This window comes from Alteromonas sp. ABH4_453, from assembly GCF_056160665.1.
In genome coordinates, this window is record NZ_JBSWXP010000003.1 from 61,419 (window position 1) to 81,492 (window position 20,074).

Annotated in this window: 13 protein-coding genes; 11 read left to right on the forward strand and 2 right to left on the reverse strand. The window is 43.9% G+C overall.

Annotated elements, in window-relative coordinates:
- Positions 1-291 precede the first annotated feature (291 nt).
- Both ACXAGV_RS06635 and ACXAGV_RS06640 read left to right on the forward strand, forming a co-directional pair.
- Positions 292-2,868 (forward strand): EAL domain-containing protein, encoded by a 2,577-nt coding sequence (locus ACXAGV_RS06635; RefSeq protein ID WP_474872571.1) that lies wholly within the window; start codon positions 292-294, stop codon positions 2,866-2,868.
- 200 nt (positions 2,869-3,068) lie between these two features.
- Entirely contained in the window at positions 3,069-4,973 is a 1,905-nt protein-coding gene (locus ACXAGV_RS06640; protein ID WP_474872572.1) for a propionyl-CoA synthetase, read from the forward strand.
- 150 nt (positions 4,974-5,123) lie between these two features.
- On the opposite strand, the gene ACXAGV_RS06645 is transcribed toward ACXAGV_RS06640, so the two are convergent.
- Positions 5,124-5,807, reverse strand: coding sequence for a cytochrome b/b6 domain-containing protein (locus ACXAGV_RS06645; protein ID WP_474872573.1), 684 nt, complete (start codon positions 5,805-5,807; stop codon positions 5,124-5,126).
- A 435-nt stretch (positions 5,808-6,242) separates the two neighbouring features.
- Between ACXAGV_RS06645 and dapB the strand changes: the two genes are divergently transcribed.
- The 7 genes from dapB to ACXAGV_RS06680 all read left to right on the forward strand — a co-directional run bounded on the left by dapB (position 6,243) and on the right by ACXAGV_RS06680 (position 15,643).
- Positions 6,243-7,046 carry a 4-hydroxy-tetrahydrodipicolinate reductase gene (gene dapB / locus ACXAGV_RS06650; RefSeq protein ID WP_474872574.1) on the forward strand — a complete coding sequence of 268 codons (804 nt, stop codon included), beginning with the start codon at positions 6,243-6,245 and terminating at the stop codon, positions 7,044-7,046.
- A 372-nt stretch (positions 7,047-7,418) separates the two neighbouring features.
- A complete protein-coding gene (gene carA / locus ACXAGV_RS06655; RefSeq protein WP_014948979.1) occupies positions 7,419-8,549 on the forward strand; it encodes a glutamine-hydrolyzing carbamoyl-phosphate synthase small subunit in 1,131 nt (376 codons plus the stop codon).
- A gap of 13 nt (positions 8,550-8,562) precedes the next feature.
- Positions 8,563-11,784, forward strand: a complete 3,222-nt coding sequence (gene carB, locus ACXAGV_RS06660; protein WP_474872575.1) for a carbamoyl-phosphate synthase large subunit — start codon at positions 8,563-8,565, stop codon at positions 11,782-11,784.
- Positions 11,785-11,901: 117 nt separating this feature from the next.
- Entirely contained in the window at positions 11,902-12,378 is a 477-nt protein-coding gene (gene greA, locus ACXAGV_RS06665; protein WP_014948981.1) for a transcription elongation factor GreA, read from the forward strand.
- A 184-nt stretch (positions 12,379-12,562) separates the two neighbouring features.
- Entirely contained in the window at positions 12,563-14,548 is a 1,986-nt protein-coding gene (locus ACXAGV_RS06670; protein WP_474872576.1) for a methyl-accepting chemotaxis protein, read from the forward strand.
- 72 nt (positions 14,549-14,620) lie between these two features.
- Positions 14,621-15,160 (forward strand): NUDIX domain-containing protein, encoded by a 540-nt coding sequence (locus ACXAGV_RS06675; protein WP_474872577.1) that lies wholly within the window; start codon positions 14,621-14,623, stop codon positions 15,158-15,160.
- A 90-nt stretch (positions 15,161-15,250) separates the two neighbouring features.
- Complete coding sequence (locus ACXAGV_RS06680) at positions 15,251-15,643, forward strand: DUF3224 domain-containing protein (protein ID WP_474872578.1); 393 nt, start codon at positions 15,251-15,253, stop codon at positions 15,641-15,643.
- A 128-nt stretch (positions 15,644-15,771) separates the two neighbouring features.
- On the opposite strand, the gene ACXAGV_RS06685 is transcribed toward ACXAGV_RS06680, so the two are convergent.
- Positions 15,772-16,221: an Hsp20 family protein gene (locus tag ACXAGV_RS06685; RefSeq protein ID WP_474872579.1), complete on the reverse strand. Its 450-nt coding sequence runs from the start codon at positions 16,219-16,221 to the stop codon at positions 15,772-15,774.
- Between the two features lie 390 nt (positions 16,222-16,611).
- Between ACXAGV_RS06685 and ACXAGV_RS06690 the strand changes: the two genes are divergently transcribed.
- The gene (locus tag ACXAGV_RS06690) at positions 16,612-17,793 is read left to right on the forward strand and encodes an acetate kinase (RefSeq protein WP_474872580.1); all 1,182 of its coding nucleotides are present in this window, start codon (positions 16,612-16,614) and stop codon (positions 17,791-17,793) included.
- A 50-nt stretch (positions 17,794-17,843) separates the two neighbouring features.
- A complete protein-coding gene (gene pta, locus ACXAGV_RS06695; RefSeq protein ID WP_474872581.1) occupies positions 17,844-19,982 on the forward strand; it encodes a phosphate acetyltransferase in 2,139 nt (712 codons plus the stop codon).
- Positions 19,983-20,074 lie beyond the last annotated feature (92 nt).

Here is a 20,074-nt window from a genome sequence, read left to right on the forward strand (position 1 = left end):
CTCTTTGGCTTAATCTTTTCACCTCCCCATAGCTACAAAATGCTGGAAATTTGTACAATTTTTGTCTATATTTGCGAATGAAAAACCAACATATTAATAACTCATATTCACGATAAATATCTTACCTACAAATGTATTAAAACAGCATTTACTAATAAGGTAACGTGTCACTGTTGGAAAATAACGAAGCGCAAAAGCGCAAAAGCGCAAACAACACTCTACCCATCTGGTTAAATCAATGGGGGAGGTGCTTTTGTATGCGAGTATTATTGTTCTCGAGGACCTAGTTAGATGGATTTACGCAGTGAGCGCATGCTTTCCACAATGCGCACAACGCAGAATAGTATTTCTGCGTTATTGACTGAAAGTAGGGATAAAATAGAGTCACCTTGTATATTATTGGTTTCGATAAACCCAAATAGTGGCCGCGCCACCGTTATTGCAAGCGATAATGAGCACTCAGAAATCGAGTCACATCACATCGTTTTCCCGCCCCATACACTACTCATGTTGCCTTTAACGCTAATGAGCGCAACATTACCGGCAAGAGAATTCACCTTACCCCAATCACTTGAGCATTTTCGTGAACAATATGTCGTCGTGGCATCGGTGAGAGATATGCAAAATGTCGTGTTGGGGGTTGTGCTTACATTTGTGAGAAACAGCAAACTAATTGGGCATCAACATACCTACATAGATATTCTGCGCCAGAAGGTCGAATTAAACTACCTCTATGAACTTGCTAGGCATCCTTATTCAGATAAGTTGTCAGAGCAATTGTCACTCCTTGAAGAGGTAAGCGCTATTTCAAAAGTAGGGGCGTGGCAAATAGACAGGTTCACTGGCGCGTTTTCTTCAACTCAAATCATGAAAAGCCTGCTGGGACTGCTACATTCAAAAAGCGTTAACCTACAAGATGTGCTCGAAGTTATTTCATTTGAAGACAGAGATAACCTTAAACAACGAATTCTCAAAGCGATTAAGAAACAAAGGCACTTTGCAAAGCATCTCACTATTTCCGATAAACAAGGGCGAACTAAAAATATAAAGCTAACCGTATTTTTACAGGTTGAGCGTCAGACTAATTTGGGCTTAAAACTTACTCGCTTATATGGTGTCGTGCAGGATGAAACAGAAACTCAGAGACTGTCTGATTCACAACACAATTATACAGACTATCTAACAAGTATTTTAAATGGTGTTGATAGCGTGGTTCTCAGCATCGATAAGAACGGCACAATACTGTCGGCAAACGAACAGGTTGTTTCTGTATTGGGGTTCCAACCGGAAGAGTTATTAGGTCAAGATGTTAAGCTTCTAGCGACAAAGGTTCAAAATAGTGATGAGCCTTCCTACTTGTTAAATTTAGAAGAAGGCGTTGCACGTTGCTTTGCGGTTGAGACCATAAACGAGTGCATACGTCACAAAAACGGTAAGAGAATAGCGTGCGATGTAAGCTTAAAAGCATGCAATGTACATAATCAAGACTTGGTCATTATAAGCATTCGCAGCGTTTCAAACCTGCATTTTGAAGTAGAACGCTTTAGACAGTTAGCGTTAACAGACCCTTTGACGGGACTTTCTAACCTTTATCATTTAGAGCAATACCTTTTAGATAAAGCTGCATTAGCATCGTCTGAGAAGGCACTATCTGTGTTTATTCGGGTTAGCATTGTCAATGTTAAAGAGTATGAAGACGCGTTTGGAGAACCCACAGTTGACTACATCCTGCGTATATTAGCTAGTCGCTTTGTGCGTGCTTTTGACGTCAATAGGCAGCTTAACGTGAGAGTATTTAAATACGATCGCGGCAACTTTGTTCTTCACTTGGAAAATTATTTTGAGGACGACCATACGGCGAAAAATGCGGCTCAGCAATGTGCTTACTACCTCAGAGATAACGTGTTGGCCCCTATCACTTTACACAATAGTTCACTGGCCATTGAAACCAAGTCAGTTAGTTGTGCTATCCCACCAAAGTATTTTTCGTTCAAAAAAATAAAAGAGTTATTGTCTAGAAAGGCCTTCAATGAAGATCTTGTTTATTTAGACTCTGAGAGAGAGCACACCTATTTGCATATCGACGGTAGCGATATAGACCGCTATAACTATATAAAGCATTCCTTAAATAGAGCTATTGCCAACAATGAGTTATTCGTAGAGCTTCAGCCTCAATATTGTAGTAGTGGAAACTTAGTAAGCTCTGAAGTGTTGCTTAGATGGAACCATCCTCACCTTGGCGTTGTTACGCCAGCAGAGTTTATACCTATTGCTGAGCAGAACGATTTTATTGCCGACATTGGATTATGGGTTTGTAATGAAGCTTGTAAATTATTAAGCGAATGCTACGAGAAGAGTATAAACACTAAGCTATCAATTAATATAAGTGCGAAGCATTTAGCGCGGGCTGACTTTGTCAGCAAATTTGTAGCAATAGTGAATAGATGGCGGGTGCCTCATAAGTGTCTAAAACTTGAATTGACAGAAGGCGCTTTGATAAAAGGTGTCAACATAATACAGCGCCGAGTTAGAGATTTAGCTCAGCAAGGTTTTAGTTTATCTATTGATGATTTTGGTATAGGTGACTCAAATCTTAGATCTCTTCAAGCGCTTCCGATTAATGAGCTCAAAGTTGATAAAGTTTTTATTGAAGCAATAGAAGATTCGAAAGAGAAAAACGTGCTCGTTACAAATATTTGCAACATGGCAAGAGCGTTAAAACTCGATACTGTGGCAGAAGGTATAGAAACCACGGGACAATTAAACGAAGCAAAGGCGTGTGGATGTAGCGCTTTTCAGGGTTATTACTTAGATAAGCCGATGAGCATAGGTGATTGGCGCAATAAATTTGTCGACGCTCGGAACTAGTTGCCTGTAGGAAAAACATTAAATACGTTTAAATCAATACTTGTTTGGTAATTCACTCGAAACTTTACGCTATTTGAAAGTGTTTGTTTAAGTTTAAATTAATGTAAATCAAATTGTTATGCAGTATGCGCCATAAGTCTTATAAGCAGGCCTGATTAAACTGAAGTAGGGTATTTATAAACCCTACTCAGGACATGGTTATGACTTATAAAAAAGAATATATTGCTTCTACTCACCACCCCGACGAGTTTTGGTTAGAGCAAGCACGCAAGATAGCGTGGTTCACGCCTCCCAAAAAGGGATGTCAGAGAACGAATAATGGTTACTTTGAATGGTTTAAAGGTGGACAGCTTAATACCAGTTATCTGGCACTAGATCATCACGTCAACAATGGCCGTGGTGATAAAACCGCACTTATCTACGACTCACCTGTCACGCAAACTACCCAGCATTTTACTTACAAAGAACTACTTACTGATGTTGCAAAGTTTGCAGGAGGTTTGTCTCGCCTAGGTGTTAAAAAAGGCGATCGCGTAATTATTTATATGCCAATGATCCCTCAAGCAGCGATAGCAATGCTTGCTTGTGCTCGTCTAGGTGCTGTGCATTCTGTTGTCTTTGGCGGCTTTGCTGCAAATGAACTCGCTGTACGAATAGACGACGCGAAGCCAGTTGCTATCGTGACTGCATCATGCGGTATTGAAGGGAGTAAAGTACTACCTTATAAGCCGCTTGTTGTAGAAGCGATTGATTTAGCGAAACACAAACCGCTGGCGTGCGTGTTGTTTCAAAGGGAACAACTCACCGCTGAATTAAATGAAAATATGGATTACGATTGGAACGCCCTAGTTAATGCAAGCAAGCCAGCTTCTCCTGTTAGTGTTGACGCTACAGACCCTTTATATGTTCTTTACACATCGGGTACCACAGGCAAGCCCAAAGGTGTGGTTCGAGATAACGGAGGCCATGCCGTTGCGCTGCACTACTCAATGGAGGCCGTTTACGGGATAGACGAGGACGATGTCTTTTGGGCAGCCTCCGATGTGGGTTGGGTAGTGGGTCATTCATATATTGTCTATGCGCCCCTTATCAAAGGCGCTACAACCGTACTGTACGAAGGTAAACCGATTGGCACCCCTGATGCGGGCGCATTTTGGAGGATGATAGAATCGCACAAGGTAAATGTACTTTTCGCCGCACCAACAGCGTTCCGGGCAATTCGAAAAGCGGATCCGGACGCAGCGTTTCTATCTAAATATGACACGTCGAGTTTACGTACTTTATTTATGGCAGGTGAGCGACTTGACCCTCCAACTTATTACTGGGCTTACGAGAAAGTAGGTGTACCCGTTATTGATCACTGGTGGCAAACCGAAACTGGCTGGCCCATTTGCTCAAATCCTATGGGGCTTGAACCCATGGAGACAAAGCCTGGTTCATCCAGTGTGCCAACACCAGGCTTTAACGTTAAGGTATTAAAAGGACCCAATACACAGCAAGCAACAGGTGAAAAAGGCGCTATTGCTATCAAGCTACCCCTCCCCCCGGGGTGCTTAACAACGATTTGGCAGGATCATCAGCGGTTTGTCGATGGCTACTTGCGAGAGTTCGACGGGTACTACAGCACGGGAGATAACGGATACGTAGATGAAGCGGGTTATGTCTATATTATGGGCCGTACCGACGATGTCATAAATGTTGCAGGCCATCGCTTGTCTACGGGTGAGATGGAAGAGGTACTTGCAGCGCACCCGGCCATTGCTGAATGCAGTGTCATAGGCGTAAACGATGCACTGAAAGGGCAATTACCCGTTGGTCTTGTGCTACTCAAAGACGGCGTTAATCTTGATGAAAAATCGCTTGAACAAGATCTCGTTCAGCGTGTTCGCGACAAAATTGGGCCAGTAGCCTGTTTTAAAAGAGCGATTGTGGTTAATCGTTTGCCTAAAACCCGTTCAGGGAAAATACTTCGAAAACTATTGCGTCAAATTGCAGCCAATGAGTCTGTTGCTATTCCTTCGACGATTGACGATCCATCAAGCGTAAGAGAAATAGAGTCGATAATGCGAGAAAAAGGCTTAGTCAATGAGACAAGTGCAGTTTGATGTAAAAATCTAACGACAGTTATGAAAGGTAGTGACTCTATCCTTTACAAGACTAGGGGCGATTGCCCCTAGTCTTGTAAAGAGGTAAGCGTCAAACTACACCTCTCATTGAGCTGTGTTGAGCGAATTGGAAATAACGTACTTTTTTACTTAATAGTAATATTCATCTACCTGTGGAGTTGGCGGGTATACTTCAATAGCTGCGTAAACGACAGCTGCAGAGATAAGCGCAACAACCAGCGCGCGCAACAGCCGAGAGTCAGCAATGCCAGCAGTTGTTGACATTTTTTTGCCGTGCACCATGGCGGGAACCAATCTTTGCTTTTTATATACGCTGTAAAAAATAACTGCGCCTATGTGCAATGCGATAACATAAAGAAGCACGTCAAAAGCGAGATGATGAAGGCTGTTCATTAGCGCTAATGTATCTTCATTGGCTAACTGGCGATAGGGGCCGTCTAAGAAAATATCGTCAGTCATGAACAACCCTGATATGGCTTGTATGGCCATGAGCACAAGCATAACAATGACAAACCAGCCACCTAATGGATTGTGCCCAACAGCAGGATCAGAATGTTTGTTAAATAGTGTATTCACATAGTTCAAAACGGCTTTAGGGCCGGTTACGAAGCTACTGAATCTTGCGTGCTGTGTGCCAACCATTCCCCAAAGAAGACGAAAAACAATGAGAAACAAGGTGAAATACCCTATATAGAAGTGCCACTGGACTTTGTTTTCAAGCCATTCAACCGTGGCGTATTGAGCTAATAGGCTCGCGACAATAAGCCAATGGAATAGGCGAGTGGGGAGGTCCCATACTAGAGTTTTCTGCATAGTCAATCTATTCACAATTTGTGGGTTAATCACACTCTGTTTTACATCAAGATGAGTCAGAGGTTAATTAAAAGGCCCTATTCATAAGTTCTGAGCAATAGCGTCGCTTAATACACTTATGAAAACAAGTAAGCTTAGCTATATAAAACTTTGTTTTGTCTAAAAGCGAAAGGAATCCATACGATTAAATACCGCACTTACAAAATGGGGCTTAAATACGGCGCCATATCATGCAGACAATATGTGGCGGTGCTCATATACCTAAATTAAAGGTTTTAATCAGATTTATTCAACAAATGCATGAATATCAAAAAGGCATAAACCCTTCTCTTGGTTTCTAATTATGCATATTTAATATGAATCTCGCATTGCAATAGCGTCGGCATTTGGCAAAATGCCCGATAGTTGAAGGTTAATAAAAGTGTAAAGCTAAAAATGAAAGTAGGATTATTTGGCGCCAACGGGCGTATGGGACGGGTTTTAGTTGAAGCGCTGGATTTAAGTGAAGATGCACAACTTAGCGTAGCGACGGTACGCGATGATTCACCTTGGGTTGGACTAAATGTAGGCGAACTTGCGGGTATTGGCAAAAAAGACGTTGATTGTACTGCGCTATCAGATTTAAGTGGTAATGATGCAGATGTAATGATCGACTTCACCCTGCCTTCGGTTATTGAAAGTAATCTTATGTGGTGCGTTAAAAATAAAATGCCGGTCGTTATTGGAACTACTGGATTGAACGATACACAGTTAGCAGCGTTAGATGCAGCCGCAAAGCATATACCTATCGTATTTGCGGCTAATTACAGTGTGGGCGTAAATTTAATGCTTTCCCTAGTTCGACAAGCGGCTAGTGTGCTGGGTGAAACGGCTGACATCGAAATAACAGAAGCACATCACAGATTTAAACAAGACGCGCCTTCTGGTACAGCCATGGCCATTGGTGAAGCCATTGCCGACGAATTAGGCCGTGATTTAAAAAACTGCGCTGTATACGGAAGGGAAGGAAAAGAGCCAGAACGGGATCAAGGTACCATTGGGTTTGCAACAGTTCGCGCCGGGGACATTGTTGGTGAACATACCGCACTGTTTGCAGATATTGGTGAGCGTTTAGAGATCACGCATAAAGCGTCGAGTCGCCTTACATTCGCAAAAGGTGCTGTGCATGCGGCAAAGTGGTTGTATGGAAAAGAACCTGGTCTATACTCCATGGTTGATGTACTTGATTTAAAGCTGTAGGCGTTTTTGGATGTTAGCGTGCCATGGCTTAAAAGCATGCAAACTCCAAGGCGTTATTAAAGTGTTAAACTAAAGTTGCACTTTAAATGAGCAATAAGCCGTACTTTCGGTGGTTCTGCGCAAAAATGGTGGTATAAGCGTTATTTTAGTAAATTATTACAAATAAATTTGCCATTTTCGGTCAGTGATGTATACTCGCCGGAATTTGCCAGAATTTCGTATTCTGAAGCCAATAAAATGGCTGAAGAGTGCGGTTTTATTAGCTGCAAAGATCGTAAAACGGGATGTATTGTTTTCAATAACTCCCGTTTTTTGTGGGGTTTGTGCAGAAAACTGCACAAACACATAGTTATCCTTAATCTGGAGGTTGACTTGGCTAATTCTGCCCTTTTGGTGTTAGAGGATGGTTCTGTTTTTAAAGGTACGGCGATAGGCGCTACAGGCTCCGCCGTTGGGGAAGTTGTTTTTAATACTTCCATGACCGGCTATCAAGAAATTCTCACCGACCCATCCTACGCTGAACAACTCATCACCCTTACTTATCCACACATTGGCAACACCGGCACTAACGAAGAAGACGTCGAAGCAGATAAAATCTGGTCGAAAGGTCTAATAATCCGTGACCTACCTCTTGTTGCTAGTAACTTTCGTCAACAGCAAACTTTGTCTGAATACCTTAAAGCGAAAGGCGTTGTGGGTATTGCCGACATTGATACACGTCGCTTAACGCGTATCTTGCGAGACAAAGGTGCACAAAATGGCTGCATTATTTGCTCTGATGAATTAGACGAGTCTAGCGCACTAGCGCAAGCAAAAGCTTTCCCTGGCCTTAAAGGCATGGATTTGGCAAAAGTAGTAAGTATTACTGAGCCAAAAACATGGACAGAAGGCAGTTGGGAACTTGGTAAAGGTTATGTAACACCAAGCGAGTTCAAATATCACGTTGTTGCTTTTGACTACGGTGTTAAAAACAACATTCTTCGCATGCTAGCTGACCGCGGTTGTAAAGTAACCCTGGTACCCGCGCAAACCCCTGCTGAAGATGTGCTTGCCATGAATCCTGACGGTGTATTTTTGTCAAATGGCCCGGGCGACCCAGAGCCATGTGACTACGCAGTAACCGCAATCAAAACTATCGTCGAAACCGGTACGCCTGTATTTGGTATTTGTCTTGGTCACCAGCTACTTGCTATCGCAAGTGGTGCGAAGACAGTGAAGATGAAGTTTGGTCACCACGGTGCAAACCACCCGGTTAAAGACCTTAAGCGCAATGTAGTTATGATCACTAGCCAAAACCACGGTTTTGCTGTTGATGAGTCTAGCTTGCCAGATAACCTAGAAGTAACTCACATTTCGTTGTTCGACAAGTCGTTGCAAGGTATTCACCGCACCGACAAGCCTGCGTTCAGCTTCCAGGGCCATCCTGAAGCTAGCCCAGGTCCTCATGAAGCGGCGCCGTTATTCGACCACTTCATCGAACTTATTGAACAACACAAGCAGTAGGAATTAGCCAACTATGCCAAAACGTACCGACATAAAAAGTATTCTTATCATTGGTGCTGGCCCTATTGTTATTGGCCAGGCTTGTGAATTTGACTATTCAGGCGCGCAAGCGTGTAAAGCCCTTCGCGAAGAAGGCTACCGTGTTATTTTGGTTAACTCTAACCCAGCAACCATCATGACCGACCCAGAAATGGCAGATGCAACTTACATCGAGCCTATCCACTGGGAAGTGGTTCGCAAGATTATCGAAAAAGAACGTCCAGATGCCATCTTACCTACAATGGGTGGTCAAACTGCACTTAACTGTGCGCTGGAGCTAGATAAGCATGGCGTACTAGAAGAGTTCGGCTGTGAGCTTATCGGTGCTACGGCAGATGCTATCGATAAAGCAGAAAACCGCGAACGCTTTGATAAAGCGATGAAGAACATCGGTCTAGAATGCCCACGTGCGGAAATTGCGCACACCATGGATGAAGCGCACGATGTGTTAAGCCGTATCGGCTTCCCTTGTATTATTCGCCCGTCATTCACCATGGGGGGAACTGGCGGCGGTATCGCGTACAACATTGATGAATTTAACGAAATTTGTCATCGCGGCCTTGACCTTTCTCCTACCAACGAGCTTCTTATCGATGAGTCGCTGCTAGGTTGGAAAGAGTACGAAATGGAAGTAGTACGCGATAAAGCAGATAACTGCATTATTGTATGTACTATAGAAAACTTCGACCCAATGGGCGTGCATACCGGCGACTCAATCACAGTTGCTCCAGCACAAACCCTGACTGACAAAGAATTCCAGCTAATGCGTAATGCAGCAATGGCTGTACTGCGTGAGATTGGTGTTGAAACCGGAGGTTCAAACGTACAGTTCGGTGTAGACCCGAAAACAGGTCGTGTAGTAATCATCGAAATGAATCCTCGCGTATCGCGTTCATCAGCACTTGCGTCTAAAGCAACGGGCTTCCCGATTGCGAAAGTGGCTGCAAAGCTTGCGGTAGGTTACACGCTAGACGAATTAGCAAATGATATTACAGGTGGCTTAACGCCAGCCTCTTTCGAGCCGTCAATCGACTACGTAGTCACTAAGATCCCACGATTTAACTTTGAGAAGTTTGCCGGTGCCAACGATCGTCTAACTACCCAAATGAAGTCGGTGGGTGAGGTGATGGCTATTGGCCGTAACCAGCAGGAATCACTGCAAAAAGCCCTTCGTGGTCTTGAAGTAGGTGCGACAGGCCTGAACCCTATGGTTGACCTTGAAGACCCTGAATCACGCAATAAAGTGGTTTACGAACTTCGTCAACCTGGCGCAGAGCGAATTTGGTACATCGGTGATGCATTCCGTATGGGGATGACGGTTGAAGAAGTATTCAACCTTACTAATATCGACCGTTGGTACCTTGTTCAACTTGAAGATCTTATCCTACTAGAAGCTAAAGTGGCTGAGCTTGGCTTACCGGGTATTGATGCTGACTTTATGCGCGCTCTTAAGCGTAAAGGCTTCTCTGATGCGCGTCTTGCTGAACTGACCAAAGTGGCAGAAAGCGATATTCGTGAGACACGTCGCGGTTTTGGAGTTTCTCCTGTCTACAAACGTGTAGATACTTGTGCAGCCGAATTCTCTACCAGCACAGCTTACATGTACTCAACGTATGACGAAGAGTGCGAAGCAGCGCCAACTGACAAAGACAAGATTATGGTATTGGGCGGCGGTCCAAACCGCATTGGTCAAGGTATCGAGTTCGACTACTGCTGTGTGCACGCGGCGCTTTCAATGCGTGAAGATGGTTACGAGACCATTATGGTTAACTGTAACCCTGAAACGGTTTCAACGGACTACGACACGTCAGATCGTTTGTACTTCGAGCCAGTAACATTGGAAGATGTACTTGAAATCGTTGCTAAAGAGCAGCCGAAAGGCGTTATCGTGCAGTATGGTGGCCAAACGCCGCTTAAACTTGCGCGTGCACTAGAGGCAGCTGGTGTTCCGGTAATCGGTACCTCACCAGAAGCGATTGACCGTGCTGAAGACCGTGAGCGCTTCCAGCAAATGGTGAACAAGCTTAACCTTAAGCAGCCTGCAAATGCCACGGTAACGAATGTTGAGCAAGCGCTAACTATGGCTGAAGAGATTGGCTTCCCGCTGGTTGTTCGTCCAAGCTACGTTCTAGGCGGTCGTGCAATGGAAATCGTGTATGACATCAAAGACCTTAAGCGTTACCTAAACGAAGCGGTTAAAGTGTCTAACGATGCGCCAGTATTGCTGGACCGTTTCCTAGACGATGCTATTGAAGTTGATATCGACGCTATCTGCGATGGCAAAGACGTAGTCATTGGCGGCATCATGGAACACATCGAGCAAGCGGGTGTTCACTCTGGTGACTCTGCATGTTCATTGCCTCCACACTCGCTTTCAAAAGAGATTCAGGATGTCATGCGCGAGCAAGTTAAAGCCATGGCGCTTGAGCTTGGCGTAGTCGGTCTAATGAATACACAGTTCGCGATTAAAGACGGTGAAGTATACCTCATCGAGGTCAATCCTCGCGCTGCGCGTACCGTGCCGTTTGTATCTAAAGCAACGGGCGTACCTCTTGCAAAAGTTGCAGCGCGTGCCATGGCTGGTGTGAGCTTAGCCGAGCAGGGCGTAACAGAAGAAGTTATTCCTCCGTTCTACTCTGTGAAAGAAGTGGTGCTTCCTTTTGCTAAGTTCCAAGGTGTTGACCCACTACTAGGCCCAGAAATGCGATCTACGGGTGAAGTAATGGGCGTTGGTGATACCTTTGAAGAAGCGTATGCGAAGGCTAACTTAGGTGCGGGTGCGCCACTACCTAAGCAAGGTAAAGCGCTTATTTCAGTACGTGATACCGACAAGCCTCGTATGATTGCTCTGGCAAAAGCGTTGGTTGAAGCGGGTTTTAGCATTGAAGCTACCCGCGGTACGGCTACCGAACTTTACGATGCAGGCATCATGAGCACAGTGGTGAACAAGATGTCTGAGGGCCGCCCTAATATTGTTGATGCTATCAAGAACGGCGAATACGCATATTTGATTAACACAACAGAAGGTCGTCAAGCCATCACCGACTCAGTGTACATTCGTCGTGAAGCCTTGGTAAACAAGGTAACCTACACCACAACAATGAACGCTGCATTCGCAACTATCCGTGCTAAGTCTGCCGATGACCGCAATAAAGTGGCGTCAGTTCAAGAACTACACGCTAGACTTAAACACTAATGACATACGCTAGGATACGAGGTATCCTAGCAATATTACATTTGTGTGAACCAATAAAAAGTGCGCCTTCGCGGCGCACTTTTCTGTTTAAATTACTAGCTAAGTGAGACGGTATTCATGAGTCAGTATCCAATGACAGCGCGCGGCGCTCAAATGCTGCGTGACGAATTAAATGAGCTAAAAACAAAAACACGCCCACGTATTATCGAGTCTATTGCCGAAGCACGTGAGCACGGTGATTTGAAAGAAAACGCTGAATATCACGCTGCCCGTGAACAGCAAAGCTTCTGTGAAGGTCGCATTCAAGATATTGAAGGTAAGCTTTCAAACGCACAGATTATCGATGTTACTAAAATGGAAAATACCGGTAAGGTTATCTTCGGTACTACCGTGACCATTCTTAACGTTGATACCGATGAAGAAACCACTTATCGCATCGTTGGGGACGACGAAGCTGATATTAAAAATAACTTAATTTCAGTTAACTCTCCTATTGCTCGTGGCCTAATCGGTAAAGAGCTTGATGATATGGTAACGATTCAAACGCCGGCCGGCGCTGTTGAAGTTGAGATAATCGAAGTCGAATATATTTAATCGATGACAATATAAAAACGCCGAGCAAATTGCTCGGCGTTTTTGTTTGTGATTAAAAAGCCATTTTGCGGTTATTCCATTGTTTTCTATACTAAGATGAGCTGGCTAATTATTGGACAGTAATGGGGGTGTATCTTTCCTCACTTTTTCTATCGAGCAGTACGGTTTACATGGAGCTCTATCGGTGCGCTTATTTCAACGACTTTCGATACTACAACTGTCTGTGTTGGGGGCGGGAATTCTCTTATTAAGTGTTTTATACCTATCTTTCAAAGATATTAAACGGTCATTAGATGTTACCAATGCGGCCGCAACTGATATCGATATTATAACGCTTATTGCTGCTGTAGAATCAGTGGCCCATCATCATGCGGTAGAGCGCGGCTTGACTGCAGGTTACTTAGGTAACCCAACGTCACAAGGGCAAGAAAAAGTGTATACGCAGCGTCAACATGCAGATGACGCAGCCTCAAAGATGATATCGTTACTTCAAAATACTGATATGTACAGCGAACGAGTAGTTAAAATCGTTAATCCACTCATCAGTTACTTACGTGAAAAAGACGCCTTAAGGAGAGAAGTAGATAGTCAAAAAGGTGCTCGGGCCTTCGCATTCTACAGTTCACTTAACGCATCTGCGTTGAACGCTGCAACTTCATTAACAATATACGTCAATAACTTAGCCTCAAAAGAGCAGTTGTCTAATGCTATTCTTGTAGCCCAATTAAAAGAGCGGTTAGGGCAACTGCGAGGGAAAGTTAATGGTGCGATAGCGAAACGTGAAGCCAGTGACATTGTAATAAGTGAACTAACGGGTTATCAACAAGAGGCGCAATACCTTGCAGGAAAGCTAGAAAATAGTTTGCCTCATGAGAGCAATGTTGAGTTCACAAAAGCTATGACATCAAATAATGCAAAAATGATTGAGCGCACTTTACAAACGCTTAGTTCGCAGGCAATTGACTTTAACTCGCTTCCAACAAGCAGCGACTGGTTTAGCGCTGCAACGTCACAAATTAAAGACGTAAAAGCGATACTTGATAATATCTGGGAAAAAGTAAACGAGAATGCGGAACGAATGCACAGGAACGCCATGTTAAACCTAGTGCTAACGCTCATCATTATTTTTGTTGGTATTGTGGTCATTGCAATTATCTACCGTTCGCTGCTGTACATTCTCAATACTCAACTAACGCGCCTTACTCAAAATCTTGCGAAAATTGCCGAAAATGGGGATTTAACAATTGATGTAGAGATGCCGATGCAAAATGAGTTGGGAAGGGTTTCCGTAGCAATTAATACTACGATATTGGCATTAAAAGATGTAATCAAAGGGTTAGAGCAATCAATTGAAGCCAGCTCGCGTCTATCAGCGGAATTAGAAACATCCTGCACTGAAATGGTACACGATGCGGGTAAAACGCAACAACGCTCTCTTAATATCGCGTCAGCGCTAGAAGAAATATCGGTAACTAGTACCGATATTGCGAAGTCAGCCTTTGACACATTAGCTGCGAGCAAATCGTTAGATGAATTGGCAATAGAGGCTTTTAATATTAATGAATCAATTAGAGCGGCGATGAAGCTCTTAGAAGACGATATGACACACGTTGAGGTTAATGCTGCGGCTATGGAAAAGCAAGTGACTGACATAAGTAGCATACTCGAAACTATCAACACTCTCTCAGATCAGACGAACCTATTGGCTCTGAATGCTGCAATAGAAGCGGCCCGTGCTGGAGAACATGGTAGAGGATTTGCGGTTGTTGCCGATGAGGTTCGCAAACTAGCACAGAATAGTCGAGACGCATCAGCCCAAATAGCTACACTGCTCGCGTCGCTTCAACAAGCAAGTTTGGTGGTTGTCCAAGACATTAACAAAAGCGCTTCGGCAGTGAAGAAATCGGTTGAAATTACTGGAAGGGGGCGAGAGACAGCTGAGAAAGTAAAGGATGCCGCATCAAACGTTGAGCTTATGGCTAACAATATGTCTGCGGCGGCAGAGCAGCAGTCAGTCACAACACAAGAAGTAGCAAAAGATATTGTTGATGTTGAAGCTGCAGCAAAGCATGAAGTGGAGTTGTCTCAAGCGTTATCAAAATTATCTAGTTCAATGAAAGAGAATAATCTTTTACTTAGTCGAACAATTGCTAATTTCACAATTGACTGAGTACTGCTCATCGCCCACTATGTTTATTGAGTGACGTTATTAACATACTTGCGTTTATTAATAAGGATGACGATGGCAGATATTGAAACGCTTGATTCAAAAGTGGTTTATGAAAACAAATGGCTTCGCGTAAGAGAAGACAAAATTCGTCGCTGTAGTGGAAACGAAGGTATTTACGGCGTGGTTGAAAAGCCAGACTTTGCCATTATTTTGCCGATTGAAGGCGATACCGTGTATATGGTTGAGCAGTACCGCTATACCATCAAAGAACGACAGCTAGAACTTCCTCAGGGAGCATGGGAAAACAATCCCGGCGCAGACCCGGTTGAGCTTGCAAAAGGCGAGCTTAAAGAAGAGACCGGCTTAACCGCTGAGTCGATGGAGTATGTTGGGTTCCAATATCTTGCATACGGCTTTTGTAATCAGGGATACCATATTTATGTGGCAAAGGGCCTGACTCAAGGTACACAAAAGCTAGATGCTGAAGAAGAAGATCTACGCGTAGTCTCACTTTCTTTAAACACATTGAAAGAGAAAATTAAAACTGGCGAAATTAAGGACGCGAGTACCTGTAATGCTTTGGGTTTAGCCATGCTTAAGGGATTTATTTAAACGCACTGTTACAACTCTTAGGCTGTCTTTTTTTGCACAAGAGGTTAGTATTGGAAAACTTACTACGACGTTAATATAAAAGGGATAGTGATGACAATCGAGGGAAGTTTCTCCATTATCCAATGGGATGAAGACACACTCAGTGAAAAAGCTGAAGGAATAAAGTTGTCACACGCCAGCATTAAGCAGATGTACACCGGTGACATGAGCGGTGAGTCAAGTGTTGAGTTCTTGATGTCTTATCAATCGCAAATGTCCGCCAAATTTACGGGTTTTGAAACCTTTACCGGTGTGATCAAAGGCTTGCGTGGTACCGTTATTTTTCAGCACAACGGTAAGTTTGAAAGCGGTATTGCTAGCAGCGATTTCAAATCTATCAAAGGTTCTGCAACGGGAGAACTCGCGGGTAAAACCTTTCGAGGACACTTTCAGTCAGGAGAGTCGGGTAAAGCTAATTACACCCTTGAGGTAGATGATGTCTAAATAGTTAGTGATTAAGTAGCGAACGCTTAGCATGCAAGCGTTTTTAACTTCACTTTTGCGTTTAAAGGCAAAAAAACGGCGCCGTAAGGCGCCGCTAAAAGTTGGGAAACAAACCAAGAAACTATTTATTAACTCTCAATTAAACGAGAGCCAATTTCTATTTGGCGAGGCTTCTTGGCTTCAGGTATGACTCGCTCCATATCGATGTGTAATAGACCATTTTCCATATCTGCAGCCAACACTTTCACATGGTCGCCTAGCTGGAATTTACGCTCAAAGTTACGCTCTGAGATGCCTTTATGTAAGAACTTACGTTCGTTACCTTCTTTGTTTTCCGCTTCCGCTTTCTTGGTTCCAGTAATGGTTAATGTATTCTCTTCAACCTGAATTGATACATCGTCTTTGCTAAAACCAGCAATCGCCATGGTTACTCTGTACTTGTCATCACCGAGCAGTTCGATGTTATACGGCGGATAGGTGCTCTGTTTTTCTGCACGAGAGGCTGCATCAATAAGCGATGCTAGGTGATCAGAACCAATGAATGAACGGTAAAGTGGAGATAGATCGATAGTACGCATAGTCATATCCTCAAAATTAAGCAATATGTTTAAAATTTAAATGCCCCGACTCTGCGGCGGCGGTTTTGTCGACCTGACCTTTCAGCGCCGACAAATCATATATAGGAATGGCCTAAATACTTTTCAAGAAAGAAAGGTGAATTTTTTAAAAAATAATCGCAAATTTCATCTAAGTTATTGAAATTATAAAGTTATTTTTGATAAAAATTCTTCGAATATAGATGGGTTGCCGTAAATTAACGAAAGTTTGCTATAAAAAACTATAGAAAATAAGTGCATGCGACAATTTTTATAAAACATTTAGCAATTGTTTAACCAATCCGGTTGTTTAGAAATGCTACAATTCAATCACTTGAATTGTCTTAACACTTTTATTTGTAAATTAAAAAAATGAAGAAAGAAGTTATAGTTCTAAACTGCGGTAGTTCCTCAGTAAAGTTCGCAATAATTGATGCTGAAACTGGAGAGGCTGGCCTGTCTGGTATTGCTGAGGCTCTTGGTAATAGCGATGCAAGCTTATCTTACAAGTTAAACGGCAAAAAAGAAAAGCACGCATTGCCACCACAAGCAGGGCATACAGAAGCGTTAAATGCTATCTCTGAAATTATTGCACGCACAGGTGTACAGCCTATCGCCATTGGTCACCGTGTTGTACACGGTGGAGAAAAGTTTAAAGGTGCTGCCCTTGTAGATAATAGCGTACTTGAAGCAATCGAAGAGTATGCGAGCATGGCACCGCTTCATAATATGGCTAATCTAAAAGGCATTGTGACCGCTCAAGCTGCGTATCCAGATTTGCCACATGTTGTGGTATTCGATACTTCATTTTTTCAAACACTTCCGCAAAAAGCCTTTATTTATGCACTACCTATGTCGCTTTATCGCGAGCACGGTATTAGACGCTACGGTTTTCACGGAACCAGCCATAAGTTCATACTTGATAGCATGGCGAAAATTCTTGAAAAGCCAGTTTCAGACACCAGCATAATCAGTGCGCATTTAGGCAACGGCTGCAGCGTGTCAGCCATTGAAAAGGGGCAGGCGGTCGATACTAGCCTTGGTTTCATTCCTTTAGAAGGGCTAGTAATGGGTACGCGCTGTGGTGACTTAGATCCTAGCTTGCCCGGTACGCTACAGAAAAAACTTGGTAAAACCGCAGATGAAATTGGCGACTTGTTAAACAAGCAATCAGGTTTGCTAGGCATTTCAGAGCTTAGCAACGACTGCAGAACCCTCGAAGATGCTGCACTTGAAGGTCACGAAGGCGCACTGTTGGCAATTGAAATTTTCTGCTATCGCTTGGCTAAATACATAGCGGGCTACATGGTAGCTGTGCCAACGTTAGATGCAATTGTCTTTACGGGTGGTATCGGAGAAAACTCGTCGCTCATTCGAGAAACAACCATGGGCTATTTCGCACATTTTGGTATCAGCCTTGATGAGAAGAGAAATACCGACGCACGTTTTGGTCAAGGTGGAAAAATAACCACAGATTCAGCGTCAACCGCCGTTTATGTTGTACCAACTAATGAAGAATGGGTAATAGCGGCTGAAGCTGCAACCTTCGCGTAAATTCAATTAGCAATGCCAACGCGTAAGTGTTGGCAATAGCAGGAGTAACTATGTCTCGCAAAATTATGTTGATCCCCGTAGGTACCAGTGTGGGCCTCACTACGGTCAGCATGGGCCTTGTTCGTGCCATCGAGGAACAAGGTATAAAGCTCAATTTCTTTAAGCCCGTGGCTCAACCGCGCAAAGGTGACAACGGGGAAGAGCGATCTACAGCTATTATTGCGCATCATGCCAGCGTATCGCCAATCGAACCGTTCGGACTTGAATACGTAGAGCGAATGATCAGCAGTGATAATACTGATGAGCTTTTAGAAGAAATTATTGAGCGATTTGAAGAAAAGAGCGTTCAAGATGCAGTAACCGTTATAGAAGGGCTGGTGACAACCCGTCATCATCCCTATGCGGAGCGTTTGAATTTAGAAATTAGCCGTGCTCTAGATGCCGATATTGTTTTTGTGGCGGTGCCTGGCAACGAGTCGACAACAGATATTAATCACCGCCTTGAAATAGTTGTTGATACCTATGGCGGTCATAAAAGTCAAAAAGTGGTTGGTTGTATCTTCAACAAGGTTAACGCGCCTTTTGATGAACACGGTCGGCTTCGTGCCGATATCGGTGCAATAGAAGCGCCAGAGCACGATGAAGAGCGTACGCAGGCACTGCGTGATCTGCCTATTTTCAAAAGAGGGTTAAGTCTTCTTGGTACTATTGATTGGAGTGCTGACCTCGTTTCGCCACGTGCAACGGACGTTGCGAAGCACCTAAATGCCACCTTACTTAACGAGGGTGAACTAGCAGAGCGTCGACTAAGCAGCGTTACGTTTTGCGCCCGAGAAATTCACAATATGACACACACCCTCAAGCCAGGTGCGTTACTAGTGATGTCAGGCGACCGCGGTGATGTGTTTGTGTCGTGCTGTTTGGCTGCGTTAAACGGTACTAAGCTAGGCGCGCTCTTGCTTACCGGTGGCTACCAGCCCGATGAAAATATTATGGCATTATGTAGTCAAGCCATGGAAACGGGCCTACCAGTAATGTTGGTAAATTCAAATACATGGCAAACAGCGCAGGCACTTCACGCTTTTAACCAAGAAGTGCCGGTTGATGACAGCCAACGTATCGAAAAGGTGATGGTGCATACGGCAGAAAGCTTAGATGCAAGCTGGGTGAATTCACTAACCCAAAAAGTATCTCGCCAGAAAAAGCTTTCGCCATCAGCATTCCGTTTCTATCTTACCAACCGTGCAAGGCAGGTAAACAAACGCATTGTGCTACCTGAAGGTAACGAGCCAAGAACCGTTGTTGCGGCTTCTATCTGTGCTAAGCGTGGTTTAGCGCGCCCGGTACTTATTGGTGATGAAACAGAGATTCGCCGTGTAGCAGAGCAGCAAGGTGTAGTACTGAGCGACGGCGTAGAAATACTTTCTCCTAGTGAGATAAAAGATGACTATGTCGAAGGTTTAGTGGCACTGCGCGGTCATAAAGGCGTTACTGAAGTAGTTGCTAAAGAGTTACTAGAAGACAACGTGACTTTAGGCACAATGATGCTTCAGCAAGACGATGTGGATGGCCTAGTCTCTGGCGCGGTAAACACTACTGCGAACACTATTCGCCCAGCGCTTCAGTTAATTAAAACAGCTGAAAACACCTCTTTAGTATCGTCAGTATTTTTCATGCTGTTGCCTGATCAAGTTTTGGTTTACGGCGACTGTGCTATTAACCCTGACCCCAACGCACAGCAGCTAGCCGACATAGCAATTCAGTCTGCTGAATCGGCGCAGATGTTTGGTATTGAACCACGAGTAGCTATGATCAGCTACAGTACAGGCTCGTCAGGTGCTGGTAGCGATGTAGAGAAAGTGCGTGAGGCTACTAAAATTGCGCAAGAGCTACGCCCCGATTTACTTATCGACGGCCCGCTTCAATACGATGCTGCAGCCATTGAAAGTGTAGGTAAGAGCAAGGCACCAAACAGCCCGGTTGCCGGTAAAGCAAACGTGTTTGTTTTCCCAGACCTAAACACAGGTAACACCACTTATAAAGCGGTGCAGCGTAGCTTCGACTTGGTGTGTATTGGCCCAATGCTGCAGGGCATGAGAAAGCCAGTTAACGATTTAAGTCGCGGTGCGTTGGTTGATGACATTGTATTTACCATTGCCCTTACCGCTATTCAGGCGGCGGGCAATTAACGAAACTTCTGAATTTATTCCTTATCTTAAAAATGAGTGCGGCGCCAAATGTGAGGCGCCGTTTTTTTTGACAGCAATATAACCACTACAAA

Excerpts from the sequence above, each read along its gene's own strand:
- ACXAGV_RS06635 (WP_474872571.1), top strand. The coding sequence starts at position 292 with ATGGATTTACGCAGTGAGCGCATGCTTTCCACAATGCGCACAACGCAG.
- ACXAGV_RS06640 (WP_474872572.1), top strand. The coding sequence starts at position 3,069 with ATGACTTATAAAAAAGAATATATTGCTTCTACTCACCACCCCGACGAG.
- ACXAGV_RS06645 (WP_474872573.1), bottom strand. The coding sequence starts at position 5,807 with ATGCAGAAAACTCTAGTATGGGACCTCCCCACTCGCCTATTCCATTGG.
- dapB (WP_474872574.1), top strand. The coding sequence starts at position 6,243 with ATGAAAGTAGGATTATTTGGCGCCAACGGGCGTATGGGACGGGTTTTA.
- carB (WP_474872575.1), top strand. The coding sequence starts at position 8,563 with ATGCCAAAACGTACCGACATAAAAAGTATTCTTATCATTGGTGCTGGC.
- greA (WP_014948981.1), top strand. The coding sequence starts at position 11,902 with ATGAGTCAGTATCCAATGACAGCGCGCGGCGCTCAAATGCTGCGTGAC.
- ACXAGV_RS06675 (WP_474872577.1), top strand. The coding sequence starts at position 14,621 with ATGGCAGATATTGAAACGCTTGATTCAAAAGTGGTTTATGAAAACAAA.
- ACXAGV_RS06680 (WP_474872578.1), top strand. The coding sequence starts at position 15,251 with ATGACAATCGAGGGAAGTTTCTCCATTATCCAATGGGATGAAGACACA.
- ACXAGV_RS06685 (WP_474872579.1), bottom strand. The coding sequence starts at position 16,221 with ATGCGTACTATCGATCTATCTCCACTTTACCGTTCATTCATTGGTTCT.
- ACXAGV_RS06690 (WP_474872580.1), top strand. The coding sequence starts at position 16,612 with ATGAAGAAAGAAGTTATAGTTCTAAACTGCGGTAGTTCCTCAGTAAAG.
- pta (WP_474872581.1), top strand. The coding sequence starts at position 17,844 with ATGTCTCGCAAAATTATGTTGATCCCCGTAGGTACCAGTGTGGGCCTC.